This is a genomic window from Romboutsia sp. (genome assembly GCF_056995035.1).
Genome location: NZ_JBXKIW010000048.1, coordinates 159,077 through 185,493, shown reverse-complemented (window position 1 = coordinate 185,493; position 26,417 = coordinate 159,077). Strand labels below are relative to the sequence as shown.

Annotated in this window: 22 protein-coding genes; 18 read left to right on the top strand and 4 right to left on the bottom strand. The window is 27.8% G+C overall.

Features of this window, described 5'->3' with window-relative positions:
- The first annotated feature begins 26 nt into the window (after nt 1–26).
- From AC11VW_RS07335 to AC11VW_RS07295, 9 genes are all read left to right on the top strand, one after another.
- Nucleotides 27–995, top strand: coding sequence for a 2Fe-2S iron-sulfur cluster-binding protein (locus tag AC11VW_RS07335; RefSeq protein WP_484300750.1), 969 nt, complete (start codon nt 27–29; stop codon nt 993–995).
- A gap of 12 nt (nt 996–1,007) precedes the next feature.
- Complete coding sequence (locus AC11VW_RS07330; RefSeq protein WP_484300749.1) at nt 1,008–2,291, top strand: FAD-dependent oxidoreductase; 1,284 nt, start codon at nt 1,008–1,010, stop codon at nt 2,289–2,291.
- 430 nt (nt 2,292–2,721) lie between these two features.
- Nucleotides 2,722–4,206 (top strand): aminotransferase class I/II-fold pyridoxal phosphate-dependent enzyme, encoded by a 1,485-nt coding sequence (locus AC11VW_RS07325; RefSeq protein WP_484300748.1) that lies wholly within the window; start codon nt 2,722–2,724, stop codon nt 4,204–4,206.
- A 57-nt stretch (nt 4,207–4,263) separates the two neighbouring features.
- The gene (speD, locus tag AC11VW_RS07320; protein WP_484300747.1) at nt 4,264–4,677 is read left to right on the top strand and encodes an adenosylmethionine decarboxylase; all 414 of its coding nucleotides are present in this window, start codon (nt 4,264–4,266) and stop codon (nt 4,675–4,677) included.
- Nucleotides 4,678–4,813: 136 nt separating this feature from the next.
- Nucleotides 4,814–5,668 (top strand): polyamine aminopropyltransferase, encoded by an 855-nt coding sequence (gene speE, locus AC11VW_RS07315; protein ID WP_484300746.1) that lies wholly within the window; start codon nt 4,814–4,816, stop codon nt 5,666–5,668.
- Nucleotides 5,655–6,539, top strand: coding sequence for an agmatinase (gene speB / locus AC11VW_RS07310; protein ID WP_484300745.1), 885 nt, complete (start codon nt 5,655–5,657; stop codon nt 6,537–6,539). Before speE ends, speB begins: the two co-directional genes overlap by 14 nt.
- Before the next feature lie 17 nt (nt 6,540–6,556).
- On the top strand, nt 6,557–7,753 hold the full coding sequence (gene metK / locus AC11VW_RS07305) for a methionine adenosyltransferase (RefSeq protein ID WP_484300744.1): 1,197 nt from the start codon (nt 6,557–6,559) through the stop codon (nt 7,751–7,753).
- A 314-nt stretch (nt 7,754–8,067) separates the two neighbouring features.
- A complete protein-coding gene (locus AC11VW_RS07300) occupies nt 8,068–8,541 on the top strand; it encodes a hypothetical protein (RefSeq protein ID WP_484300743.1) in 474 nt (157 codons plus the stop codon).
- A 161-nt stretch (nt 8,542–8,702) separates the two neighbouring features.
- Nucleotides 8,703–10,298, top strand: coding sequence for an SH3 domain-containing protein (locus AC11VW_RS07295; protein WP_484300742.1), 1,596 nt, complete (start codon nt 8,703–8,705; stop codon nt 10,296–10,298).
- Between the two features lie 134 nt (nt 10,299–10,432).
- Here AC11VW_RS07295 and AC11VW_RS07290 read toward each other — a convergent pair whose 3' ends face one another.
- A complete protein-coding gene (locus tag AC11VW_RS07290) occupies nt 10,433–11,104 on the bottom strand; it encodes a hypothetical protein (RefSeq protein WP_484300741.1) in 672 nt (223 codons plus the stop codon).
- Between the two features lie 166 nt (nt 11,105–11,270).
- On the opposite strand from AC11VW_RS07290, the gene AC11VW_RS07285 reads away from it, so the two are divergent.
- The 3 genes from AC11VW_RS07285 (at nt 11,271) to AC11VW_RS07275 (ending at nt 16,851) form a co-directional block, all read left to right on the top strand.
- On the top strand, nt 11,271–15,569 hold the full coding sequence (locus AC11VW_RS07285) for a PolC-type DNA polymerase III (RefSeq protein WP_484300740.1): 4,299 nt from the start codon (nt 11,271–11,273) through the stop codon (nt 15,567–15,569).
- A 152-nt stretch (nt 15,570–15,721) separates the two neighbouring features.
- Nucleotides 15,722–15,844 carry a hypothetical protein gene (locus AC11VW_RS07280; RefSeq protein ID WP_484300739.1) on the top strand — a complete coding sequence of 41 codons (123 nt, stop codon included), beginning with the start codon at nt 15,722–15,724 and terminating at the stop codon, nt 15,842–15,844.
- Nucleotides 15,845–16,167: 323 nt separating this feature from the next.
- A complete protein-coding gene (locus tag AC11VW_RS07275) occupies nt 16,168–16,851 on the top strand; it encodes a hypothetical protein (protein WP_484300738.1) in 684 nt (227 codons plus the stop codon).
- Nucleotides 16,852–17,032: 181 nt separating this feature from the next.
- Here AC11VW_RS07275 and AC11VW_RS07270 read toward each other — a convergent pair whose 3' ends face one another.
- A complete protein-coding gene (locus AC11VW_RS07270) occupies nt 17,033–17,770 on the bottom strand; it encodes a LytR/AlgR family response regulator transcription factor (protein WP_484300737.1) in 738 nt (245 codons plus the stop codon).
- Nucleotides 17,771–17,954: 184 nt separating this feature from the next.
- The gene (locus tag AC11VW_RS07265; protein WP_484300736.1) at nt 17,955–18,890 is read right to left on the bottom strand and encodes a sensor histidine kinase; all 936 of its coding nucleotides are present in this window, start codon (nt 18,888–18,890) and stop codon (nt 17,955–17,957) included.
- Between the two features lie 209 nt (nt 18,891–19,099).
- On the opposite strand from AC11VW_RS07265, the gene AC11VW_RS07260 reads away from it, so the two are divergent.
- Complete coding sequence (locus AC11VW_RS07260) at nt 19,100–21,679, top strand: ABC transporter permease (RefSeq protein ID WP_484300735.1); 2,580 nt, start codon at nt 19,100–19,102, stop codon at nt 21,677–21,679.
- Nucleotides 21,680–21,689: 10 nt separating this feature from the next.
- Nucleotides 21,690–22,376 carry an ABC transporter ATP-binding protein gene (locus AC11VW_RS07255; RefSeq protein WP_484300734.1) on the top strand — a complete coding sequence of 229 codons (687 nt, stop codon included), beginning with the start codon at nt 21,690–21,692 and terminating at the stop codon, nt 22,374–22,376.
- Between the two features lie 85 nt (nt 22,377–22,461).
- Here AC11VW_RS07255 and AC11VW_RS07250 read toward each other — a convergent pair whose 3' ends face one another.
- Complete coding sequence (locus AC11VW_RS07250) at nt 22,462–23,292, bottom strand: MerR family transcriptional regulator (protein ID WP_484300733.1); 831 nt, start codon at nt 23,290–23,292, stop codon at nt 22,462–22,464.
- Nucleotides 23,293–23,390: 98 nt separating this feature from the next.
- Here AC11VW_RS07250 and AC11VW_RS07245 point away from each other — a divergent pair, with 98 nt between their 5' ends.
- The 4 genes from AC11VW_RS07245 to rimP all read left to right on the top strand — a co-directional run bounded on the left by AC11VW_RS07245 (nt 23,391) and on the right by rimP (nt 26,401).
- Complete coding sequence (locus AC11VW_RS07245; RefSeq protein ID WP_484300732.1) at nt 23,391–24,734, top strand: MATE family efflux transporter; 1,344 nt, start codon at nt 23,391–23,393, stop codon at nt 24,732–24,734.
- 211 nt (nt 24,735–24,945) lie between these two features.
- The gene (locus tag AC11VW_RS07240) at nt 24,946–25,149 is read left to right on the top strand and encodes a DUF362 domain-containing protein (protein WP_484300731.1); all 204 of its coding nucleotides are present in this window, start codon (nt 24,946–24,948) and stop codon (nt 25,147–25,149) included.
- The gene (locus AC11VW_RS07235) at nt 25,149–25,733 is read left to right on the top strand and encodes a 4Fe-4S binding protein (protein ID WP_484300730.1); all 585 of its coding nucleotides are present in this window, start codon (nt 25,149–25,151) and stop codon (nt 25,731–25,733) included. The genes AC11VW_RS07240 and AC11VW_RS07235 overlap by 1 nt, the downstream gene beginning before the upstream one ends.
- 206 nt (nt 25,734–25,939) lie before the next feature.
- Nucleotides 25,940–26,401 carry a ribosome maturation factor RimP gene (gene rimP / locus AC11VW_RS07230; protein WP_484300729.1) on the top strand — a complete coding sequence of 154 codons (462 nt, stop codon included), beginning with the start codon at nt 25,940–25,942 and terminating at the stop codon, nt 26,399–26,401.
- Nucleotides 26,402–26,417: the final 16 nt, after the last annotated feature.

Genomic DNA, 26,417 nt, shown 5'->3' with positions numbered 1-26,417 from the left:
ACATTCTAAAATATCATTTTAAGGAAGTGGATAAGTTGAAAAAAGCTAACACTCAATTATGTGCTGATGCAGGGAGCAAGTACTGCCCATGTCATCTTGCATACTCAGGGGATTGTATAAAATGCCCGATTATATGTGGAAAGAAAACCTGTGATTGCTTATGGCAAGGAATATGTATATATAATGAACTACAACACAGCAAAAATACACCGATATGCGAAAGAAAAGAATCTCTTTGCAAAATCAAAGAAGTTTGTAATTTAGAAAATGATACTTTTTTGGTTAAAATACAAGTTCCAAGTAATATGCTAAGTGATTTATGTAGCCCGGGAGCATATGTATTAATAAAGAGTAAAGATAAAAATAAAGATATATTCAACACACCAATATCAGTTATGGATGTAGATTTCAGTAATTCTATCTTAGAAGTCGTAATAAAACCAAGGGGAATCAAGACTAAAAATATAATCAACTTCGATGAAGTGTGGGTTAAGGGGCCATATTTCAATGGTATATTTGGAATAAAACAAATCAAAGCTACTTATAAAACTAACACGGTAGTAGTATTAAACGGTTTATCGCAAGTTAATTCTATCAATATAGTAAAAAGATTGCTAGAAAACAAAAATAATGTAGAAGTATTTATTAATAATCAAGCGGCTATTTTAGACGTAGTAGTTGATAAACTAAAAGATTTAGGTGTTAATATCTATGATGTTAACTTGAATGAAGACAAAGATTTTTTAATAGACTATATAAGAAGAAATAATATAGAACTTGTATATAGTGGAGGTTGTGATAAATTTAATAAATATATAATGGATATTGTAAATTTAGTTGATGAAAATATTAATTTAGCTATTTCAAATAGCAATTTAATATGCTGTGGAGAAGGTGTTTGTGGTGCTTGTACTATAGATATAAATGGAGAAAAAGTAAAATCTTGCAAAGCACAAATAGATAGTAGAGTTTTTTTGAATTCTAAGAATTTATAGGGGGAATAAAATATGCCAAAAGTAATTGTGATCGGAGGCGGATGGGCGGGTTGTGCATCTGCCATATCTGCTAAAAAAGCAGGAGCTGAGGTTGTAATATTAGAAAAAACTGATTTATTATTAGGCCTTGGAAATGTTGGGGGAATAATGAGAAATAATGGTAGATATACAGCTACAGAGGAAGCAATTGCGCTTGGGGCTAAAGAGTTATTTGAGATTACTGATAAATATTATACTCATGAAAATATGGATTTTCCAGGGCATAATCATGCTACGATTTATAATGTTACTAAGATAGAAAGCCCTGTAAGACAAAAAATACGTGATATGGGAATAGAAATTAAATTCTTTAGTAGAGTTGTAGATGTTGAAATGGATGATAAGAAGATTACTGCGGTGATACTAGAAAATGGTGAGAAGATAAAAGGAGATGCATTTGTAGAAACTACAGGTTCAACAGGTCCAATGGGCAATTGTGTTAAGTATGGAAATGGATGTGCTATGTGTATACTAAGATGCCCATCTTTTGGTGGTAGAGTTAGTATAAGTGATAGATGTGGTGTTGAGGATATGCTTGGAAAAAGAAATAATGGTGATCCTGGTGCATTTAGTGGGTCTATGAAGTTATTAAAAGAATCATTAAGTGAAGAGATTCAAAAACAATTAAATGAAAAAGGATGTGCTGTAATACCTCTTCCAGAAGAATTTATAAATGAAGAAAAATTAGATATAAAAGTTTGTCAGCAATATGCACTACCTGCATTCGCCAATAACATAGTTTTAATAGATACAGGTCATGCAAAGCTTATGAGTCCTTTTTATAATTTAGAAAAACTAAGAATGATACAAGGGTTTGAAAATGCTTTAATTGTTGATCCCTATTCTGGTGGTAAGGGAAACTCTATTAGATATTTATCTGTAGCTCCACGAGATAATTATATGAGAGTAAAGGGTGTTAGCAATTTATTTGTTGCAGGAGAAAAATCAGGTTTTTATGTGGGTCATACAGAAGCTATATGCACAGGAAGTTTAGCAGGTCATAATGCAGCTAGAAATTGTGTAGGCATGTATTTATTGCAATTACCAACAAATCTTCTTATAGGTGATTTTATAGCTTATTCTAATAATGAAATGCATAAGCCAGATGGCGATACTCTTAGATTTACTTTTGCAGGAAGTATTTATTTCAATAGGATGAAAGAGTTAGATTTTTATACTATTGATAAAAATGTTATTGCTGATAGAGTTAAGAAAGCTAGCTTAGAAGGGATATATAATAAAATAATAATTAAATAATTAAAAACTGATGTATTAAGATAATTATAAAAAATTATTTTAATACATCTTTTTTTATAGTAAATTTATAAATATCTTAATAATATAAAAAATATATAAGTTTAGTCAAAGTATACTTGTATGCAAACTAAATTAAACCTGATATGTTGGAAAAACTCATGAAATAAAAAAATACTAAAAATAATTATTTGTTTTAAATTTACAAATACTAAACTTTGACTAAATTAATATAAACATAATTTGGTTAATTTGATTTAAGACTTTGAAAATAGGGGATTGTAAAGAAATAATAATAATAAAAAAAAAATAAAAAAACACTTGAAATATATATGATATATGAATATAATAAAAAAGGTCAGTTTAATAAAAGTAAATTTAAAAAATATATATGATAAATTTGTGAAATGAAAAAATGAAGGGAGGGGTTAAAATGACAGCTATAAATGAAGATTTTTTATATGAAATTAAATCTAGCCATAGCAATGCATATTTACTGGATGCACTAAAAAGTTATTCTCAAAAAAACATAGCATGTTTTGATGTACCTGGTCATGTTAGGAATCAAGGAGTAGACATATTAAATCAATATTTTGGAGAAGATATCATGAAAATGGATATAAATTCATCTCCTTTAATGGATAATGTAGCAAACCCGAACGGAGTTATAAAAAAAGCACAAAATTTATTAGCAAAAGCTTATTGTGCAGATGATGCATTTTTTATAACAAATGGAACTACAGGAGCAATACAGGCAATGATGCTAAGCGTTATAAATCCTGGTGACAAAGTACTTCTTCCAAGAAATATACATAAGTCGGTTATAAATTCACTTATACTTTGTGGAGGAGTTCCTATATTTATTCAACCAGAATTTGATAATAATTTGGGAATTAGTTTAAATTTAAACATAGATAAGGTTAAAGATAGTATAAAACATAATAATGATGCTAAAGCATTATTTTTACTTAATCCAACTTACTACGGTGCATGTGCTGATTTAGCAGAAATAGTGAGTATATGCCATAAAGAAAATATATTAGTTTTAGTGGATGAAGCACATGGAGCGCATTTTCCATTTAACGGAGACTTACCACCATCGAGTATGAACGTAGGAGCAGACATGTCTGCGGTAAGTATTCATAAAACAGGAGGAGCTCTTACTCAAGCCTCAGCACTTTTGATTAATAATAAAAATATAGATTCTAAAAAAGTTTTACAAACTATAAATATGCTTCAATCAACATCAGCATCATATTTACTAATGGCAAGTATTGACGGAGCAAGATATAATCTTGTGAATAATGGAGAAGAACAATTATCAAAAGCATTAAATCTATCTAGATATGCTAAAGGTAAATTAAATAAATTAAAAGGAATAAATGTTATTTCAACAGAGCTATTAAAAAATGATGGAGTAAAGTTTATAGATGAAACAAAATTATGCATAAATGTTAAAGAATTAAATTTAACAGGGCATGAAGTTTATGATTTATTATATAGAGAGTTTGGTGTTCAAGCAGAATTAGGAGATTTATATAATATATTAGCTCTTGTATCTATTGGAACTACTAAATGTGATATAGATAAACTTGTAAAGGCTTTGGATGTAATATCTAAGATCTATTGTAAAAATAAATCATTAAATAAAATTGAGATAAAGCAAATAAATCCAATTGTAAAGCTAAATCCTAGAAATGCTTTTTATTCAGATAAGGAAAGTGTTGACATAGAAAAATGCGTAAATAGAATTTGTGGAGAGTCTATAATGGCTTATCCTCCAGGCATACCTATAATTTCACCTGGAGAAATGATAACACAAGAAATTATAGATTATATAAATTTATTAAAAGAAAACAATGCACATTTAACAGATATGAAAGACAAGAGTCTTGAGACGATACTTGTCATAAAATAAGTAAAATAAATCCGTTTAGCTTATGCTACACGAGATATTTAAAGGAGATTGTAAATTATGAAATTCGAAACTTTAGGACGCCATATATTAGTAGAATACTACAACTGTGATGAGGAGATACTTAAAGACCCTAAGCTTATAGAAAAATACATGAATGATGCAGCATTAAATGCTAAAGCAACAATAGTTGATTCAGTTTTCCATCACTTTAACCCATGGGGAGTATCAGGAGCAGTTATAATTGCTGAATCTCATTTAACTATACACACTTGGCCAGAATATGGATATGCATCAGCGGACTTTTTCACTTGTGGAGATATAGATCCTTGGAAGAGTTTTGAATTATTAGAAGAATTATTAAAAGCTGAAAAAAGTGAATCAACAGAAATACCAAGAGGTTTAACAACAAAAATACAAAAATTTGCAAAAAAAGACTTAGGAATTATTACTCATAAGCCAGAAGCTATATAAATAAAGTGTATCTAAGTATGAATAAGTATTAAAATTATTAAGCATTATAATAATAAAGTTTTTGGAGAAATTTTAATATTAAAAACTAATGTTTAAATTATAAATATAAAAATAAAATAACATGGAGGACAAAAAAATGGAACTTTGGTATACGGAAGAGTGGACTGACAATGTACGTTTTTCAATAAAAGTAGATAAACATTTATTCAATGGACAATCGGATTTTCAAAGAGTAGATGTATTTGATAGTAAGGAATTTGGTAAATTTTTAACTTTAGATGGACTTATGATGGTAAATCATAAAGATGAATTTATATACCATGACATGATAGTTCATGTTCCTATGGCTACTAATATGAATATAAAAAATGTATTAGTAATAGGTGGAGGAGACGGAGGAACTGTAAGAGAGCTTACTCGTTATCCACAAATAGAAAAAATAGATATGGTTGAAATAGATAAGATGGTAGTTGATGTATCTAGAGAATATATAGATATATGTGCGTGTAAATTAGATGATTCAAGAGTTAATTTATACTTTGAAGATGGTGTAGCTTTTGTAAAAAATTCTAAGGATAAATCTTATGATTTAATAATTGTTGATTCAACTGATCCAATAGGACCTGGAGAAGGATTATTCTCAGTAGATTTCTACAATGATTGTTATAGAGTATTAAGTGATGAAGGTATACTTGTAAATCAAAATGAAAGTCCATACTTTGATTTCAATGCTAAAGAAATGAAAAGAGCTAATGAAAAAATAACAAGCTTATTCCCTGTAGCAAAAGTTTATCAAGCTCATATACCGACTTATCCATCAGGACACTGGTTATTTGGATTTGCATCTAAGAAGTTTGATCCTATAGAAGATCAAAATAGAGAAGCTTGGGAAAAGTTAAACCTAAAAACTAAATACTACAATAGCGATATACATACAGGAGCATTTATGCTGCCTCAATATGTAAAGGATATGTTAAATGAAAATAAATAATTTTTACCATATAAATACATTCATGGGTATGGATAACGAATATGACGAAGCTAATGTAGTAGTATTTGGAGCGGGATTTGATGGAACTACTTCAAATAGACCGGGAACTAGATTTGCAAGTAGCGCTATGAGACCAGAATTTTATGGACTAGAAACTTATAGTCCATTTCTAGGACTAGATCTAGAAGATTATAAGATATGTGATATAGGTGATTTAGAGCTAAGTATAGGAAATACTGATAAAGTATTAGAAGAAATATATGAAGGAACAAAAGAAATAGTAAGTGATAATAAGATACCTTTTATGATAGGTGGAGAACATTTAGTTACATTACCTGCATTTAAGGCAGTTCAGGAAAAATATGAAGATATCTGTGTGCTTCATTTTGATGCACATACAGATTTAAGAGAAGAATATAACAATAATAAAAACTCTCATGCAACTGTAATAAGAAGAATATGGGATATAATTGGAGATAATAGAATTTTCCAATTTGGTATAAGATCAGGAACAAAAGAAGAATTTGATTTTTCATTAAAACAAAATCATACTTATATGGAAGTAGGAAGTATAAATACTTTCGAAGACATAGTTAAGAAATTAGAAAATAAAAATGTATATTTAACTATAGACTTAGATGTACTTGATCCATCTATATTCTCAGGAACTGGAACACCAGAACCAGGTGGAGTTTTTTATAAGGAATTTGAAAATATATTTAAAGTACTAAAAAATTCGAATATTAAATTAGTAGGTTGTGACATAGTAGAGCTTAGTCCGGACTATGATAATACTAATGTTTCAACAGTTACAGCATGTAAAATATTAAGAGAACTAGCACTTGTGCTAAGCGATAATTATAATAAATAAACGAAGGAGAAAATAAAATGGCAAGACATTTATTTACATCGGAATCAGTAACAGAAGGGCATCCAGATAAGATCTGTGATCAAATATCAGATGCAATACTAGATGCATTACTAGAAAAAGATCCTTTATCAAGAGTAGCTTGTGAGACTACAGTTACTACAGGTTTAGTGCTTGTAGCTGGAGAAATAACTACTAACACTTATGTGGATATACCAAAATTAGTAAGAGAAACAGTAAGAGAAATAGGATACACTAGAGCTAAATACGGATTTGACTGTGATACATGTGCAGTTATAACATCTATAGATGAGCAATCAGGAGATATAGCTATGGGTGTTGACGAATCGTTAGAAAATAGAAGTAAAGAACAAATAGAAGATGAAATAGAAAAGGTAGGAGCTGGAGATCAAGGTATAATGTTCGGGTTTGCATGTAATGAAACAGAAGAATTAATGCCTTTACCGATATCATTAGCTCATAAATTAGCTAGAAGATTAACTGAAGTTAGAAAATCAGGATTATTAGACTACCTAAGACCAGATGGAAAAACTCAAGTTACAGTTGAATATGATGGAAAGAAAATAGTTAGAGTACACACTATTCTTATATCAACTCAACACGGAGAAGAAGTTGATAATGATACAATAAGAAGAGATTTAATAGAGCATGTTATAAAAGCTGTTATACCAGCTGAATTACTTGATGAAGAAACTATAATATACATCAACCCAACAGGAAGATTCGTTATAGGAGGACCTCAAGGAGATACTGGTCTTACAGGAAGAAAGATAATAATAGATACTTACGGTGGATACTCAAGACACGGTGGAGGAGCATTCTCAGGAAAAGATCCTACAAAGGTTGATAGATCTGCTGCATACGCTGCAAGATACGTAGCTAAAAATATAGTTGCTGCAGGACTTGCAGACAAATGTGAAATAGAGTTAGCTTATGCAATAGGTGTTGCTAAACCATTATCTGTATTTATAGATACTTTTGGAACTGGAAAAGTTGCAGAAGAAGTATTAGTTGAATTAGTAAATAAACACTTCGACTTAAGACCTGGAGCAATAATAAGAGATTTAGAATTAAGAAGACCTATATACAAGCAAGTAGCTGCTTATGGACACTTAGGAAGAACTGATATAGATTTACCTTGGGAAAAAACTGACAAAGCAGAACTATTAAAAAAAGAAGCATTAAATATAAAGTAATATAATAAAGAGATATTTATTACGAGGTTACTGAAAAAGTACCTTAATCTCAAAGAAGGCATAATATTTACATTAACATGTGAATATTATGCCTTTTTTATAGCACATAGGAAATTATATTCATTTTAAAACTGTGGATAAATATAAATTTCGTATATGTACTTCAAAAAAGTCTTCTTTATAGATATTCAATTGAAGACTTTTTTATAATACATAAATAACAATATAAAAATTTAGTATATAATAAAGGTAAAACATTCATAAAGATTAAAATATACTTAATAAAATAAAAATATTAAAGGATGTGTATATATATGGACATTACAGAAGTAAATTATAGAATGTTTGAAATATATGCTAGAGAGTATAAAAAACTTATAAATGAAAAAGAAGAATTAAAGATACGACATATAGAAAATAAAATGAAAGAAATTAGTGAAGAATTAACTAATTATGTAAAAGAGTTTTGTAAATTAGATGTAGAATTTAAACAAAACAGCTATGAAATACCAGATCCTATTAAGTACTTTATGGAAAATGGACAGCATCTAAACCCATATGATTATATAAATAACACATTATGGGAAGGATTTTGGAAAAAATGTAGTGGTAAAGATTTAGAATACTTTATATCGTACTTAGAATATCCAATAATATATTCCAAACATGAAAATTACTTAGATAATGAAAAAAACTTAATAAAAGTATTTAAACAAGAAACAGGTTTTTCAAAAGTCCCATATGGGATAGAATGCGCTCAAGTTATAAATGAGAAGTATTTTAAATAAATTAATAAATAATACAAAAAAAGTATAAAATCACTTCTGTTTCTGTCGTATATTATAAAATGAGTGTTTATAATATATCTATATGTATTAATTTGTATAATTAGGATAACTACAGATTATCGTAGATATAATTAATTAGAACATATAAGAGGAGGAAAAAAGTGAAGAAAAAAATTGCCCTAGCAACATTAGCTATGATACCTCTGGCAGTAAATACTGCACATGCATCAGCACAAACAGGTATAGTTACAGCTAGTTCTTTAAATATCAGAAGTGGACCAGAAACTAATTGTGCAGTTTTATTTACTGCTAAAAAAAATGATAAGGTTGATATAAATGAAACATCTAATGGATGGTATAAAATAAAAACAAGTTCAGGAAAAGAAGGATGGGCTTCATCTGCTTATATATCAAAGTCAAATAGTAATGATAACTCTAATGAATCAAATACATCAGAGTTAAAAAAAAGAGTTTTAATTAATGGGCTAAATATGAGAAATGGCGCTGGAACGAGTTACAGAGCTATAACTACTTTAAATAAAGGTACTGTAGTAGATGTAGTATCAGAAAGTAACGGATGGACAAAAGTTAAATATGATGGAAGATTGGGATATGTTTCTAGAGCATATTTAGAAGCAGTGAAACCTGAAAGTTCAAATAAAATTACTAAAGAAGTAAATATAGATAGTTTGAATGTAAGAAATGGACCGAATACTAGCTATGGAGTAGTTGGTAAGCTAAAAAAGTGTGAAAAAATAAGTGTATTATCAGAAAGTAATGGATGGTCAAAGATAAGTTACAATGGAAAAGAGGCGTATACATCTAGTAGATATTTAAAAGAGGTATCAAATTCTTCAAATCCGACACCAACACCAACACCAACACCACCGACACAACCATCAAATCCAGGTGAAGATACATCAGAAAATATAAATGGATCTACTGTAAATTATAAAGCATTAAGCTATACATTATATGATCATGTAAGTGTTCAACAAGAAAGAGCTAATATTGGTGCAAATGTTATAGATTCAAGTAAAGCAAGAAGCAGTCAAGTTATGACTACTTTTGCAATAAGAGAAAGTAGAGCATTTATACCAGCGAATAAAAATGATTTAGAATACTTCTTAAATCCAAATAATTTTACAAATAGCTCACAGGGAATGATGCAATTTTTAAGATTAGATAGCTATAAAGGTGGAATATCAGCTGATGAATTAAATTCATATTTAAATTCTCTATCTCAAGCTTCATCAGGAACTAATGTCTTTTATAATCAAGGTCAAGTATTTATAAATGCAGCACAAAAGTATAATATAGATCTTGCATATCTCGTTTCACATGCTATGTGGGAAACTGGTTATGGAAAATCTATATTGGCACAAGGGCAAACGATAACATCATTTAAGGGTAAACCTCTTGATGCGCCTGTTAAAGTTTACAATTTCTTTGGAATAGGAGCATTTGATAAAAGTGCTAATGTATCAGGAGCAGAAGCAGCCTACTCTAATGGATGGACAAGTATAGAGGCTACTATTGATGGTTCAGCTCAGTGGATAGCTCAAAACTACATAAAAAGTTCTAAGTACAATCAAAATACTATATACAAAATGAAATTCAATTATGATTATTCTTGGCATCAATATGCTACAGATGTAAATTGGGCAAATGGAATATCAGGTATAATGAATAAAATAGTTGGTATGTACGATACAAGAAGTAATTTAAATTTTGAAGTTCCAAGTTATAAAAAATAGTGTAACTATAATTTATTTTTAAAATATTAGATAAATTATAGAAAAATTTAAATAAGCATAGTAAATATCGGATATTGAGCATAGTAAATATGATTATATCCGATATTTTTATATACATATCTTAAAGAACTCTATTAGGCCAGATGCTTTCTTCGTTTAAAATACATATCTATATTATGTTCTTTTACTATGTTTTTTAGATTTCCAAAATTATAAGTAGCAAGAGCGTATTCTCTCATTTTATTGAAAATAAATTCTTCTTTAGGATTTTCAAACACAAGAAATGACTTCGCTATATCCCATGCTTTAGATTCTCTATCTATTAAATTTTTCTTTAAATTCAGCACCCCATTTTCTAATTCTAAAGGTAAATTTACCTTATGAAAATCTTCGCAGTTAACATCTATATCAAATTCAATTAAAGCATCTATGATATAAGATAGTATTGTAGCATATTCTTCTTTCGTTTTATATATATCTTTATCAAGTATATGACCAACTTCATGGGATACTACAAATTTAGCAATAGATTTTATAGAAGAAGGGCAAATAGCAATAATCGTATTATGATTATTTACAAATGTGAAGAAGTTATAGCAAAATGATAAAAAACTATTCCTAGAAGATAAAATTGTTTTTAGTCTAGGTAGTGCGCATATAGGAATATTTGCACTCTTAGAATAATAAATAAATATTCTTTTATCTATGTTAAGGCTTGATAAAGATTTCTTAAATAGTTTTTTTTCTCCTAACTCTATATAATAAAGTGCTATTTTTCTATAACTATTTGTATCAAAAGAAGTCATGCTAACACCGCCTTACATTATAGTCTTTTTATATAATATTAAAATATATATAATTTGTAGCTAATCCAAATTAAAATAGTATGTTTAGATATAATTGGGAACAAAATTATTTAATGGTAGCAATTAACCTATGATATAATATGTATTCTAAGGAAAGGAGGATTTTATGGAAACTATAAAAGAATACTTAGATAAATTAGAAATAAATAATAATATATTAGCAAAGCAATTAAAGGAAGTTTATATAAATAAAGTTACTTATTTTAAAGAAGATAAAATAGTTTATTTTTACTTAACATCAAAAGGTATAGTATCTTATGAACTTTTAGAAATGTTTAGAGAAGAGTTAAAAGAAAAACTAACTTATTTCAACGATATAAAAATAAAAATAAGATACACAGGTTTAGATAGAAAGAAAAATAAAGATATTATAAAGCTATATTGGATGAATATCATATATATATTAAAACAACTTTGTCCATCTATAGCAGGATGGTATAGACAAGTAGAGTATTTATGTATAGATGATTTACTAAAAATAAAGCTTCCTAAAGGTTTATTTTATGAAAGGCTGATAAAGCAAAATTTAGTTTACGTTCTTAAAAATATTTTAAGTGAAGAATTAGGAATTGACATTAATATAGTAATAGAAAAAGCTATAGATGAGGAAGTTAACATAGAAAAGATAATAAGAAAGACTGATAAAATAACAGAGGAAAGAATTAAAGAATTAGAGATTAGCTCTAAAGAAGTACAGCCCGAAGATGAGGAAGCAGCATATGTAATAAAAGCAGAAATAGATGAAGAGTTAATTTATGGTGATAATGTAAATGCAATGCTAGAAAAAATAAACACTTTAAATAATACTTCAGGAACTATTGCGATAATAGGTGAGGTTTTCGATGTTGAAACTAAAGAACTTAGAAATGGTAAAATATTATTAATAGCATCAGTTACAGACTACACAAGTTCTATAAGTTGTAAGCTTTTCTTAAATGATACTAATAAAGATGGGGTACTAGACCATGTTAAAAAAGGTTCATATTTAAAAATAAAAGGTGACGTTATGTATGATACTTATCAAAGAGAACTTACAATGACTATAAGTGGGATAAGAAATGAAGTTAAGATAGAAAGAGAAGATAGTAGTGATGAGAAAAGAGTAGAACTTCATGCACATACGCAAATGTCTTCAATGGATGCTCTATGTTCAACTAAAAAGCTAATAGAGCGTGCTGCTAAGTGGGGTCATAAGGCAATAGCTATAACCGATCATGGTGTAGTTCAAGCTTTTCCAGAGGCTATGAGTGCTGGTAAGGCTAATAATATAAAAATACTTTATGGAGTTGAAGGTTATTTAGTTGAAGATGATGCATGTATTATAGAAGATGCTAATGATAAAGAACTTTCACAAAGTTTTGTTGTATTTGATATAGAAACTACAGGCTTTTCTAACACTAATGATAAGATAACTGAAATTGGTGCTGTCAAAATAGAAAACTTTGAAATTGTTGCTAGATTTAGTGAACTTATAAATCCTCAAAAAGATATATCTTATAAGATACAGGAATTGACGGGAATTACTAATGATATGGTAGCAGATAAGCCTACTATAGAAGAAGTTTTGCCTAAGTTTATAGAATTTATAGGTGATAGTGTATTAGTAGCACATAATGCAGAATTTGATATGGGCTTTATAAATGAAAAATGTAGACAACAAAATATAGAATTTAATAACAAAAGTGTAGATACACTTACACTATCAAGGGTATTACTACCAAATTTAAAAAGGCATAGGCTAAATGTTGTAGCAAAAGCTTTGGGCGTACCTTTATTAAATCACCATAGAGCAATTGATGATGCAAAAGCTACAGCTCTTATATTTAGTAAGTTTCTAGATATGCTAGTTAAAAAGGGAGCTAAAACTTTAAGCGATGTAAATGAAGTACTTGGAAAGATAGATTATACAAAATTAAACACTAACCATATAACTTTAATAGCTAAGGATTATACAGGACTTAAGAATTTATATAAAATAGTATCGGATGCTCATATAAATCATTTTTATAGAGCGCCTAGAATACTTAGAAGTGTGCTAAATGAGCATAAAGAAGGGCTTATAATAGGTTCAGCTTGTGAGGCTGGAGCTGTATTTAAAGGCGTCAAAAAAAATGTAAGTGATGAAGAAATGGCAAAAATAATAGATATGTATGATTATATTGAAATTATGCCCATTGATAACAATAGATTTATGATCCACAAGGGTGAAGTAGAGGATGAAGAAGAATTAAGAGACTTAAATCGTAAGATGGTAGAAGTTGCTCATAAGTTTGGCAAAATACCAGTAGCTACTGGAGATGTTCATTTTCTAGATAAGCATGAAGCAGTGCTTAGAAAAATATTAAAGTACTCTCAAGGATTTAAAGCTGATGAAGAAGAAACTTACCTACAATTTAGAACTACTAATGAAATGTTAGATGAATTTAAATATCTAGGAGAAGAATTAGCTTACGAAGTTGTTATTGAAAATACTAATAAAATTGCAGATATGGTAGAAGTTATAAAACCAATACCGGATGATACGTATCCACCAGTAATAGATGGTTCAGATGTAGAACTTAGAGAAATGTGTTACGAAAAGTCTAAAAGAATATATGGAGATCCACTTCCAGAAGTTGTACAAGCAAGGCTTGATAGAGAATTAAATTCTATAATAGGTAATGGATATGCAGTGATGTATATCATATCACAAAAGCTAGTTACAAAATCTTTAAGAGATGGTTACCTAGTTGGATCAAGAGGATCAGTTGGTTCTTCGGTTGCAGCTACAATGAGTGATATAACGGAGGTTAATCCGCTTCCTGCTCATTATATTTGCGAAAATGCAGAGTGCAAGTATTCTTATTTCTATGAAATAGGAGAGTGGGGTTCAGGAGTAGATTTACCTAATAAGGATTGTCCAAAGTGTGGACGCAAGCTTAAAAAAGACGGACATGATATACCTTTTGAAGTTTTTTTAGGATTTGAAGGAGATAAAGAACCAGATATAGACTTAAACTTCTCAGGAGATTATCAGCCAATAATTCATAAATACACAGAAGATTTATTCGGTGAAGGGTACGTTTATAGAGCAGGTACTATAGGTACAGTAGCCGAAAAAACAGCTTTTGGATATGCGATAAAATATGTAGAAGAGAATAATATAAATGTTCCAAGTGCTGAAGTTTTACGATTAGCTAATGGATGTACAGGAGTTAAGAGAACATCAGGACAGCATCCAGGTGGAGTTATGGTTATACCTCATTACAAAGATGTATATGATTTTACACCAATACAGTATCCTGCTAATGATACATCGTGTGGTGTTATAACGACTCACTTTGATTATCACTCAATAAGTGGTAGAATACTAAAACTTGATATACTAGGGCATGACGTTCCGACCATAATCAGAATGCTTGAAGATATAACTGAAATAGACGCAACAAAGATTCCGCTAGATGACAAAGAGACGATGTCTTTATTTACATCAACGGATGCATTAGGAGTAACGCCACAGGAAATAAATTGTCCAATAGGGTGCCTTGCAATACCTGAATTTGGTACGAAATTCGTTAGACAAATGTTACTTGATACAAAACCAACAACATTTGCAGAACTTGTGCGTATATCAGGACTATCACATGGGACGGATGTTTGGTTAAACAATGCACAAGATTTAGTAAGAGATGATGTAGTTGGATTAAAAGATGTTATATCTACCCGTGACGATATAATGAACTACCTTATTTTCAAAGGACTACCTCCTAAGATGGCCTTTACTATAATGGAGAATGTAAGAAAAGGTAAAGGATTAAAACCAGAACATATTGAAACAATGAAAGAAAATGACGTTCCACAATGGTATATAGGTTCATGTCAAAAGATAAAGTACATGTTCCCAAAGGCACATGCCGTAGCTTATGTAATGATGTCATTTAGATTAGCATATTGTAAAGTTCATTATCCAGAAGCTTTTTATGCTACTTATTTTACAACAAAGGCAGAAGATTTTGATGCAGAGATAGTTGTAAAAGGATTGCCAGCTATAAAGTCTAAAATTAATGAAATAGAAAGCTTAGGAAATGATGCAACAACAAAGGAGAAGGGTATATTAACAGTTCTTGAAGTAGCTCTTGAAATGTATGCAAGAGGAATTAAGATACTTCCTGTTGATATATATAAATCGGATGCAAGTAAATTCCAAGTGGTAGGAGAAAAAACCCTGCTACCTCCGATGATAGCTCTACAAGGGGTTGGTGAAAATGCTGCTATTAATATTCAAAAAGAAAGAGATAATGGAGAATTTATATCTAAGGAAGATTTAAGAAAAAGAACCAAAATATCAAGGACGGTTATAGAAACATTAACAAATCATGGTTCATTAGAAAATATGAGTGATGAAAATCAATTATCATTGTTTTAATTAAATACATATACTATAAAAGTCGACACTTTAAAATACAGACGACTTTTATAGTATATTATGATATAATAAAGTTTAGAAATTGCAATCTAAGAGTGATGGTTTCTATACTAAAGAAGAAACCTACTTCCGATAAGGAAGGAGGTGGAAGTATGGAAATGCTAAAGTTATTATTAATCAATTCAGATACTGTAATATTTAGTATTATAGGATGTTTTATTTATGATAAACTAAAAAATCACTCTAATGGCGATAAGAGTGACTTTAAAAGATAAATGATTTTTATTACATAGAAATCACACTCTATCTCACTAGATTGTAATTTCTTTTTTTATTTTTATATATCTATATTATATCATAATTTAATTTATTTTAAACGACTTTTTATAAAACAATGAAAAATTCGATTATAAAAAATTACAAATGAATATTTTAAAAATCTTTTATAATCAAAATGATACTTTAAACAATGGATGTTTTGAGTTGATACGAAATGTTTCCCTAAGACTATTGCTTAAGCAAAATTATAACACTGATATTTTACATTAATTGGAAATGTTGATATAATTATATAAAAATAATAGGGAGAGTGTAAATTTTGAAATCTGAAAATGATTTAGTAAATATTAAAAAATGGATGCTTGTATGTGTTTTTTCATTTATATTTGCTATGGTTTCGTATATGTTAGTTTCACATATACAAAAAGCTATATTTATACCAGAGGATTACTTTATGTGGTTGTTTAATAAACCGGGGAATAGGCTAATATTTATTTTGCAAATATATTTTATCGTTTTTATAGGAGTAAAATACATATTTAATAATTTTTCAAAAAAATTAAATGAAATTATAAAAAAACATAAGTTTCTATTTTTACTGACAAACATAATTTTAATATATGCAATAATTGTAAATGTAAGTGTTATTCAAAAAGATAAAATAACAAATTATTCATTTTTAAAACCAACTGGAAAAACATATACATTAGAGGATATAGACTATGTAGAAACTGGAGTGCATGGAAAAGAAATTTCTTTAAGTAAAAGTAAAAATGAGTTTTATTATATTGTAAACTTTAAAGATAAAAGTTCTATAAATCTTAATGATACACTTGGTAGTATTGATGGAACTAAAGAGGAAATGGATACATATTTAGAAATTGAGATATTTGATAAATATATCGAGAAAAATAAAATAAAGAAAATAGCAAGCGACGAAAATATAGGAGTTATAGATTATGATAAAACATACGTAGACAGATTTAAAAGAATAATCAATTAACAAACTAAAAATTATAATTTAATGATAACGTTAAAAGTAAAATATAAATGGAACATAAAAATGTCACGATAGTGTGAATTAAGATTAACTTAATTTCACTATATCGTGACATTTTGAGTAACGGATGTACCTGACACGGTAGCGAAGGTATATCGTTGGCGACATGAGCAAAGTGAATTTTTTAAAATCTCTTAGTCCTATAAAATCTATAAAGGAAATCTTTCTCCAAAGATTTGCTAAGAGTAGCACTTTCTTGAAAATTTATAAAACTAATTTCTAAAGAAGACTTATTTATAGGAATAACCTTATGTATAAGCTTCAAGTTAACAATATAACTTTTATGAGTTGTAAAAAAATTAGGAGGTAGTCGTTTTTCTAAATCCTCAAAACTCTCATAAAATTTAATGACATCATGATCTTTAGTATATAAATTAATAGCCCTAGAATTTTTCTCAAACATAACGATATCATCAAAATTAATCATATGAATTTGCTTTCTAATTTTATATAAAAACAAAGTATCCTCAATAAAATTATTCTTAGCCAACTTATGAGAATTAACATGGTCAATAGCTATGTTTAAAGAATCTAATATTTTCTCTTTAGTAAAAGGCTTAACAATAAAATCAACAGGATGTACCTTAAAACTTTCCAAACTATAATCAGCAAATCCAGTAACAAAGATTATATGAACGTCCTTATCAAAAGCTATAATTTCCTTAGCGCAATCAATACCATTTTTATAAGGCATGTCAATATCTATTATAAGTAAATCTATTTTCTCATTTTTTATAAACTCAATAGCCTCTAGGCCGTTTTTAACCTTTTTTACATAATCAACAAAACCACATTCTTTAATTGTATTTTCTATATCATCTCTAACAGCCTTATCATCATCGCAAACTAAAACTTTTATCATAAAACCCCCCATACAATTTAAAAAGTATTTTCTCGATATCGTGAAATATAAACTTAAGTATTATCGTCACGATATCGTGAATCATATATATAATAATTCTACATCTGAATAAGTAAACAATTAGTATAATTAATATTTAGTGTAGTAGAGCTACCAGAACCTAAGTCTTATCATAAATATCAATTTAGCAGTATTTAGGAATTAAAATTGTAAATTCAGTAATAAATTCATCACTACTAGCAAAAATATGATAACCATATTTATCTAATATATTTTTAACTAAATAAAGACCGTACCCCTTATCTTGTCCATCCTTTGTAGAAAATCCTTCTAAAAATATATCATCTGTATTATAAATTTTAAATCCATTATTTTTTATAGAAATAACATATTGAAACTCATCTTCATATACAAAAAGCTTTATATATTTATTTTCTTTAGAAATATTAGACAAAGAATCAATGGCATTGTCTATAATATTAAGAAGAACAGAGCTCATATCATTAGGTTCTATAGCTAAATTATCTATAAAATCTTGTATATAAACATCAAAAGTAATGTTTTTCATAAGACATTCTTCATACTTTAAAGAAGCTATAGCATCTAAATAAGAAACTTTGCCATATCTAGATGTTTTAGACCTAAAACTATTTGAAATATTAGTTATATAGTTCTTTGCATCATCACTAAGCCCAGTGTTAAGCAAAGAATATACAACTTGCAAATGCTTTAAGTAATCGTGTTTTTGACTTCTCAATTTAGCTATTATATTATCTTTGTGCTTAATTTTACTAATTTGATTTTCAAGTTCACATTCTTTTAAATTATTGTCATCTAATAGTTTTATAAATTTAAATCCTATATAAAAACAAATAATTGCACATATAAAAGATATAAATATTTTAAATAATCCTATTAGTAGAAATTTAGAACGAAGATTAATTAAAGTTAATGCTAAAACATTTTCAATCAAATAAAACAGAATAATTGATATAGCTGTTGTAATTAAACATCTTTTTAATAACGATAATTTTTTATAAAAATTATATTTACTCCATAAAATATTAATTCCTATAAACAAAATTAAAATATATATAGGAAAACCAAAAATATTGTCCATAACTCACCCCTGATTTCTAACTTATATTAAGAGTATATCATTTATAAAAAAATATGTAAAAAGTGGAAATTTACAAAGAAACTATTAAAACTTGAATATAGATATATATATTTATGTAAAAAAGCCTTAAAAACTTGAAAAAGTGCAATTTGCTACATTTTTTAAAGAAATATATAATTAAGTTATTCAAAAGGAAGGAAGTGGTAAATATGAGGAATGATTTAAGTATAGTAATGAAATATATAAAAAGTTATAAGGCAAGGTCATTAGCAATAATACTTAGTATAGTACTTGGGACAGCTCTTATAGTAGGGGTAGGTACTTTGTCAAGAAGTGCTCAACAAGCAGATTTAGATAGAATGAAAAGAGAATGTGGTACACAGCATGTAAGGTTTAAAGATATAAATAAAGAACAATTAGAAATTGTAAAACAAGGAAATGACATAAAAGACATGAGTATAACATCTTATTATGCATCAAGTGATGTAGGTGAAAAAATACCTATAAATATACAACATGCAAGTGAAAACTATTTAACTAAAGAATCAAAGCTTTTAAAAGGGAGATTACCAAAAGGAAAAAATGAGGTTATTGTTGAAGAATGGATTTTAAATTGTTTAGGATTAGAGCCTAACATAAATCAAGAATTAACATTTAAATTATATGAAAAAGAAAAGCCAGAAACTTTTAAAGTAGTAGGAATACTTAGTGATAGATATACCGCAAAAAGTGTAGGCGTATGTGAAATGTTTATGAATTTAGATGAAGTAAATACCAATAAATTTGATGCATATGTAGAATTTTATGAAAACACTGACATAACTAAAAATATAAAAGAGATATCTAAAAAAGCTAAATTCAATAAAAAAGATAATATTAGGGAAAATAAAGAAGTTATATATGCTGTTATGGCAAATGGAGTATTAGATAAAGAAAGTAAAAATACCGCAATAGTTGTAAGTTTATTTGCGGGATTTGTAATGTATAGCATATATAGTATATCGATATATCAAAGAATTAGAGAATATGGAGTATTAAAAGCTTTAGGATCTACTAATTTTAAAATATTTAAATTTATGATATATGAATTATTAATACTTAGTTTATTAGGATTACCAATAGGAATATTAACTGGAATGGGTGGAGCACAAATTTTTAATAAACTATCAGGCAATATAAAATTTGAAGTTAATGGAGTAATTACTCCTTTTGTAATACCTGTTAATATAATACTTTTAGCAATAGGTTGCACACTTTCAGTTATTCTTATCATAAGTGTATTAACTTATATAAGAATAAGAAAAGTCTCAACAATAGATGCCATAAGAAAGAATTTAAGTAATAATAAAAAAGTAAAGAAAAATAGTTTTATAGTAAATAAATTAAGTAAATATATACCTATAACTAAAAGTGTGTCTATGAGAAACATATTTAGAGATAAATGTGGTCTTGTAATAATTGTTTTATCTATGAGTATAGGTGGATTAATGATTATAAAGGAAAACTATACAGCTAAAGAATATAAAGAAAGAATAAAAAATAGTGATTTAGAATTTTATAAAAATGGAGATTTTATTTTAAATACTAATAGTTTTTATAATTCAAATAGTGCTCTTAGTAAAGAACAAATAAAAGAAATAAAGAAAATAGATGGAATCAAAGAAGTCAAAATAGCAAGTATTTTACAAACAAGAATGGATATACCAAAAGAAAAATTTAAAGATTTGAACTATTATAAAGATCAAGATGAAAATTCTAAAAGAGTAAGAGGAGGACGTGAACTTTTAGAAAATAAAGAAAAAAATACATACACAATCAAACAGCAAATAAAAGGATATAATGATGAAATGATAAAATCATTAAATGATTATATAGTAAGTGGAAAAATAGATATAGAAAAAATGAAAAATAGTAATACAGTTGTATTGTATATGCCTCATACGTATAGTGATGGTGAATATAGTAATAAAATTACAGGTGGAGGTAAACCAGCTGTAGATATAAAAGTAGGAGATACAGTTAAAGTAAAATCGCCAAAAGGGAAAATGAAAACGATAGATGATGAAGCAAATTATTGGGATATGAAAGATGGAGACAACTATGATTATGAATACTATGAATTTAAAGTTGGAGCAATAGTCGATTATCCATTTGCAGATGATTGGATGTACTCTTGTGATAGTGGTATAGATGTTATAACAAGTAATGAATACATGGAAAAAATTACAGGAATAAATACATATAACTTAATTTATGCAAACATAAAAGAAGGAGCAAATTATAAATCTATAAATAAAAAATTGGGGAAAATAAGTAGTAAAACTCCAGGAACAACAACAAGATGTATGATAAAAGAAAAAGAAATTGACAAACAATCAGACGAAAAAATAAAAATGTCTAGGTATGGTATTATACTAGTTATATTTACAATAAGTATGTTTAATATAATCAATAATGTTAGTTACAATATAACATCTAGAACTAGTGAATTTGGAATGTTAAGAGCAGTAGGAATATCAAATGAAGATTTTAGAAAAATGATAATATATGAAGGATTATTGTATGGAATACTTTCAAGTATAACTGTAATAATACTAGGAATATTATTGCAAATTAGATTATACAATACATGGGGATTTGAATATGTTGGATTAGAATTTGAAATAGCTTATATAGATTATATATTAATAACTATAGCAAACATATTAATAGGACTATTTGCAACATATCTACCAGCAATAAAAATAAAAGAAAGCAATATAGTAGAAGCTATAAATATTATAGAATAGAGGGGTCATTATGGTAATACTTGAAACGATAAATTTAGGTAAAATATATGGAAAAAAAGAAACAAGTGTAAATGCACTTGAAAATGCAAACTTAAAAATAAACAAAGGGGAATTTGTAGCGATAGTAGGTCCTAGTGGAAGTGGAAAAAGTACCTTTCTACACATAGTAGGGGGATTAGAGCGACCAAGTAGTGGAACAATAAAAGTAAATGGAAAAGATATATGCTGTTTAAGTGATAAAGAACTAGCAAAATACAGAAGAAAACAAGTTGGATTTGTATTTCAACAATATAATTTAATACCAGTTTTAAACGTTAAAGAAAATGTAGAACTACCATTAAAATTAGATAACCAAAAAGTAGATGAAGCTTACATAAATGACCTTATGAATTTACTTGGAATAGGAGATAGAAAAACTCATCTACCAAGTCAATTATCGGGAGGACAACAACAAAGGGTAGCAATAGCTCGTGCATTATGTGCAAAACCAAGTATAATACTTGCAGATGAACCTACTGGTAACTTAGATACAAAGACTACAGAAGAAGTTATGAATTTACTTAAAACTTCTATAAAAAAATACAATCAAACATTAATAATGATTACTCATAATGAAAATATTGCTAAAAAAGCTGATAGAATTATATCTATAGTAGATGGAGAATTAAGTAGTATGAATACAAATGATAATGTATAGTAATAGAAAGAAACATTAATAGTATCATAAATTATTTAGAAAAATGTATATTTTATAAAAAAAGGAACTTTAAAAAAGTTCCTTTTTATATTGATAAATCACTAAGAAGCTTAACCGGAATTTGAACTTGAGTAACATACTCATCTTCGATAGCAGTCTCATAAATATCTATCTTATAAATCTCAATAGGATCCCCTAAAATTGTATATTTATTGATTTCAATGAATTTATAAAGCATATCAAAAATTTGACAATACTGTTTATAATCACCTTTGTAAGTATAAGTAACGTAATAACCTTCATCTAAAATGAAATTATAATTTGTAGCATTATCATCAAGCAAGCAAAATGTGTATTTATAACTATTGAAAATGTTATTGGAAATACGGCTAGAATCAAATATAGCACCGAAATTACTGTTTCCAAGAATATAGAATTTATCTTCAAACTTTTCGCTTAATCTTTGTATTAAATAATCAACATTTTCATCAAATGTAACATTAGAGTCAATAGTAAGAGCCTTCCTTTTATTTAAATATAAAAGCTCAATTCTATCAAAAGTAGTATGTTCTATACATTTATCAATAGAAGCTAACCTTTTTTTAAGAGATTCTTTATGAGTATTCAACTCTTCAACTCTTTTTTCAATAAGTTCAATTTCTTCATTAAGCATATTTTTAGTGCTCTTAATATTTCTATTTAGAAGATATTCCTTTATTCTTGGCATAGAAAAATCAAGACTTCTAAGCTCTCTTATTAGATTTAGATTGCATACATCTTTGATAGTGTACATTCTGTAATCATTAGTATCTCTTTTAGGATTTAAAAGACCTAGCTTTTCATAATATTTTATAGAATCTCTTCCAAGTTTATATATTTTTGAAAGTTCGCCTGTTTTATAGTATTTTCTTTTCAAATAATCACCACCAAAATAATTTTGAAATAGTTTGTTGACTTGTGTATTATACCATAGTTTATAGTTTTGTAGGTAGGAAAGAAAGGAGATGTTATCAAATGGAAAACATAAAAGATTTAAAATCGCAATTTAGAAAATACGTAATACCTTCAGTATCAGCAATGTGGGTATTTTCACTATATTCGATGGTAGATGGAATATTTGTAAGTAAAGGGGTTGGAAATGAGGCACTAGCTGCTGTAAATATATCAACACCATATATAAATACTATATTTGCATTGTCTATACTTTTTTCAACAGGAACAACTACTATAGTATCTATGGCTTTAGGCAATGGAGACAATAAAAAAGCAAATGAATATTTTACTTTAAATATAGTAGTAGTATCAATTTTATCAGCTATTATAGTTATATTGAGTTTATTAAATTTAGATAAACTGGCAATATTTTTAGGGGCTACAAGTTCGACTTTGCAATATGTAAAAGAGTATTTAGGAACAATAATACTATTTGTTGGATTTTACATAGTATCATATTCGCTAGAAGTTTTAATAAAAAGTGATGGTTATCCTCACCTTGCAACTATAGGTGTATTGATATCGGCAATAACAAATATAGTACTAGATTATATATTTGTATTAAAGCTAGGCTATGGAGTTGAAGGTGCTGCATTTGCAACAGGAATAGCTAGAATACTTTCTTTTTTATTTTTCTTTATACATTTTTTAAGAAAAAAAGGGAAATTACAATTTGTTAAGTTTAAATTTGATTTTTCTATAATAAAGAAAATAATATCAATAGGAATACCAGATTGTACAACAGAAGTTAGTATGGCTGTGGTCGTTTTAATTTTTAATATAAGTATATTAAAAATTATTGGAGAAGAGGCTTTGGTAAGTTATAGTGTTATTTGTTATATTAATACATTGGTTTTAACTACTATGATGGGAATTTCTCAAGGGATACAGCCAATTTGTAGTTATTATTATGGAAAGAACGATAAAAATGCAGTATTATCAATTCTTGATATGGCACTAAAAACGGTAAAGATAGCTTCAATAATCGCATTTTTAATAGTTGTTGTTTTTACAAATCAAATAGTTTCTATGTTTATAAGTAATGTAGATAAGCAACTATTTGACTATACAGTAACTATTTCAAGAGTATTCTCATTAGCGTTTTTAATAATGGGATACAATATAATTACCTCGGGATTCTGTGTTGCAGTAGGTGAACCAGTACTAGCGAGTATGGTATCTTTAGGAAGAGGAATAGTTGTTATAACGCTTAGTTTAGTAGCTATGATACTTTTGTTTGGAGGTAAGGGAATATGGATAGCAACCTTTGTATCTGAGTTAATTGTATTTGTTTTATCTAGAAATATATTAAAAAAATGCCAAGGCAATATTGAAGAAGAGTATATAGAGTTAAAAGTAGTGTAATAATATCTAAACTTATAATTAAAAAATATATAGGATAATTTATAAATAGGAACTTCATTTGAAGTTCCTATTTATAATTAGAGATATATACTCACGAAAAGATAACTGAGATAGTCAGCAAGTTTTCTTATATAGAAATGTGACTTTGTTACAGAACTTAAACTAAAAAAAACATATAATGGGAACATAACAACAAGTAGGAGGGACAAAAATGTTAAAGAAAAAAGCAATAGTAAATATTAATGAATGTGTAGCTTGTGGAAGTTGTGTTAAAGTATGTCCACTAAACATTATAACTATAGAAAAAGGTGTATTTGCAAAGATAAACATAGATAAATGTGTAGGCTGTGGAAAATGTGCAAAAGTATGTCCAGCATCTGTTATAGAAGTTCAAAAAATGGAGGTGGATAAATAATGAAAAAACAAAAAAAGACTTGGAAAGATTATATGTGGATAATAAGTGCAATGTACTTACTTTTAGGAATATTTAATATATTATTTGCATGGTTAGGTATGATATGTTTACTAGTTCCACTAATAATGTCTATAGGTGGTAAGGGAAAGAGCTATTGTAATAATTATTGTGGAAGAGGTCAATTATTAGATTTAATGGGAAATAAAATGAAGTTATCAAGATATAGAGATATTCCTAAATTTTTAAGAAGTAAAACTTTTAGATATGGATTTTTAGCATTTTTTATGATTATGTTTTCAAATATGATATTTAATACTTATTTAGTGTTTAAAGGTAGCAATGGGTTAAAAGAAGTTATAACTATACTTTGGACATTTAAAATGCCTTGGAACTGGGTCGAGGTTAGCATGGTTAATCCATGGGTAGCACAGTTTGCATTTGGATTCTTTAGTGTAATGGTTACATCTACAGTACTTGGTATAATAACAATGCTTTTATACAAACCTCGATCATGGTGTGTATATTGCCCAATGGGAACTATGACTCAAATGATATCTAAAGCTAAATATAATGATAATAAATAACAGATAGCCTTACTAAATGTAGGGCTATTATGTTTATGCTATGAGTTATAATGAAGTAGACTGAAATTTAAAAAATTTGCAACAGTAATTAATATATGTTATGATAGTATATAAAATAGTATATTTTGCAGAAACTAAGAGTGAGACAGATGTGCTCACTCTTTTGTTTTAAATACTAAACTGACAACTGAATAGGAGGTAAACAAATGAAAAAGAGTATAGAAGCTATAATCGAAGAAATGGTAGCAGAAATAACTGACCCACGTGGATTTGAAATCGTAGATGTAGAATACATTAAAGAGGCTGGTGAATACTACTTAAGAATATACATAGACAAAGAAGGCGGAATAGCTTTAAGTGACTGTGAAGAAGTAAGTAGAGCATTAAGTGAAGTTCTAGATGTAAAAGATCCTATAAAGGATAATTACTTCTTAGAGGTATCATCACCAGGGCTTGACAGACCACTTAAAAAAGATAAAGATTTTATAAGATATCAAGGTAGAGATGTTGAAATAAAATTATATACACCAATGAACGGATCAAAGCAATTTGAAGGCGAATTAGTTGGATTAACTGAAGATAAAAATATAAAAGTGATAATAGATGGAAACGAAGTTGAGTTTGGCAAAAAAGAAGTAGCACTTGTTAGACTTGCAATAAAGTTTTAGACGTAGCATAACAGGG

Excerpts from the sequence above, each read along its gene's own strand:
- AC11VW_RS07265 (WP_484300736.1), bottom strand. The coding sequence starts at position 18,890 with ATGGACAATATTTTTGGTTTTCCTATATATATTTTAATTTTGTTTATA.
- AC11VW_RS07300 (WP_484300743.1), top strand. The coding sequence starts at position 8,068 with ATGGACATTACAGAAGTAAATTATAGAATGTTTGAAATATATGCTAGA.
- AC11VW_RS07285 (WP_484300740.1), top strand. The coding sequence starts at position 11,271 with ATGGAAACTATAAAAGAATACTTAGATAAATTAGAAATAAATAATAAT.
- AC11VW_RS07235 (WP_484300730.1), top strand. The coding sequence starts at position 25,149 with ATGAAAAAACAAAAAAAGACTTGGAAAGATTATATGTGGATAATAAGT.
- speD (WP_484300747.1), top strand. The coding sequence starts at position 4,264 with ATGAAATTCGAAACTTTAGGACGCCATATATTAGTAGAATACTACAAC.
- AC11VW_RS07255 (WP_484300734.1), top strand. The coding sequence starts at position 21,690 with ATGGTAATACTTGAAACGATAAATTTAGGTAAAATATATGGAAAAAAA.
- AC11VW_RS07270 (WP_484300737.1), bottom strand. The coding sequence starts at position 17,770 with ATGATAAAAGTTTTAGTTTGCGATGATGATAAGGCTGTTAGAGATGAT.
- metK (WP_484300744.1), top strand. The coding sequence starts at position 6,557 with ATGGCAAGACATTTATTTACATCGGAATCAGTAACAGAAGGGCATCCA.
- AC11VW_RS07325 (WP_484300748.1), top strand. The coding sequence starts at position 2,722 with ATGACAGCTATAAATGAAGATTTTTTATATGAAATTAAATCTAGCCAT.
- AC11VW_RS07240 (WP_484300731.1), top strand. The coding sequence starts at position 24,946 with ATGTTAAAGAAAAAAGCAATAGTAAATATTAATGAATGTGTAGCTTGT.
- AC11VW_RS07260 (WP_484300735.1), top strand. The coding sequence starts at position 19,100 with ATGAGGAATGATTTAAGTATAGTAATGAAATATATAAAAAGTTATAAG.
- speB (WP_484300745.1), top strand. The coding sequence starts at position 5,655 with ATGAAAATAAATAATTTTTACCATATAAATACATTCATGGGTATGGAT.
- AC11VW_RS07245 (WP_484300732.1), top strand. The coding sequence starts at position 23,391 with ATGGAAAACATAAAAGATTTAAAATCGCAATTTAGAAAATACGTAATA.
- AC11VW_RS07280 (WP_484300739.1), top strand. The coding sequence starts at position 15,722 with ATGGAAATGCTAAAGTTATTATTAATCAATTCAGATACTGTAATATTT.
- AC11VW_RS07330 (WP_484300749.1), top strand. The coding sequence starts at position 1,008 with ATGCCAAAAGTAATTGTGATCGGAGGCGGATGGGCGGGTTGTGCATCT.
- AC11VW_RS07290 (WP_484300741.1), bottom strand. The coding sequence starts at position 11,104 with ATGACTTCTTTTGATACAAATAGTTATAGAAAAATAGCACTTTATTAT.
- speE (WP_484300746.1), top strand. The coding sequence starts at position 4,814 with ATGGAACTTTGGTATACGGAAGAGTGGACTGACAATGTACGTTTTTCA.
- rimP (WP_484300729.1), top strand. The coding sequence starts at position 25,940 with ATGAAAAAGAGTATAGAAGCTATAATCGAAGAAATGGTAGCAGAAATA.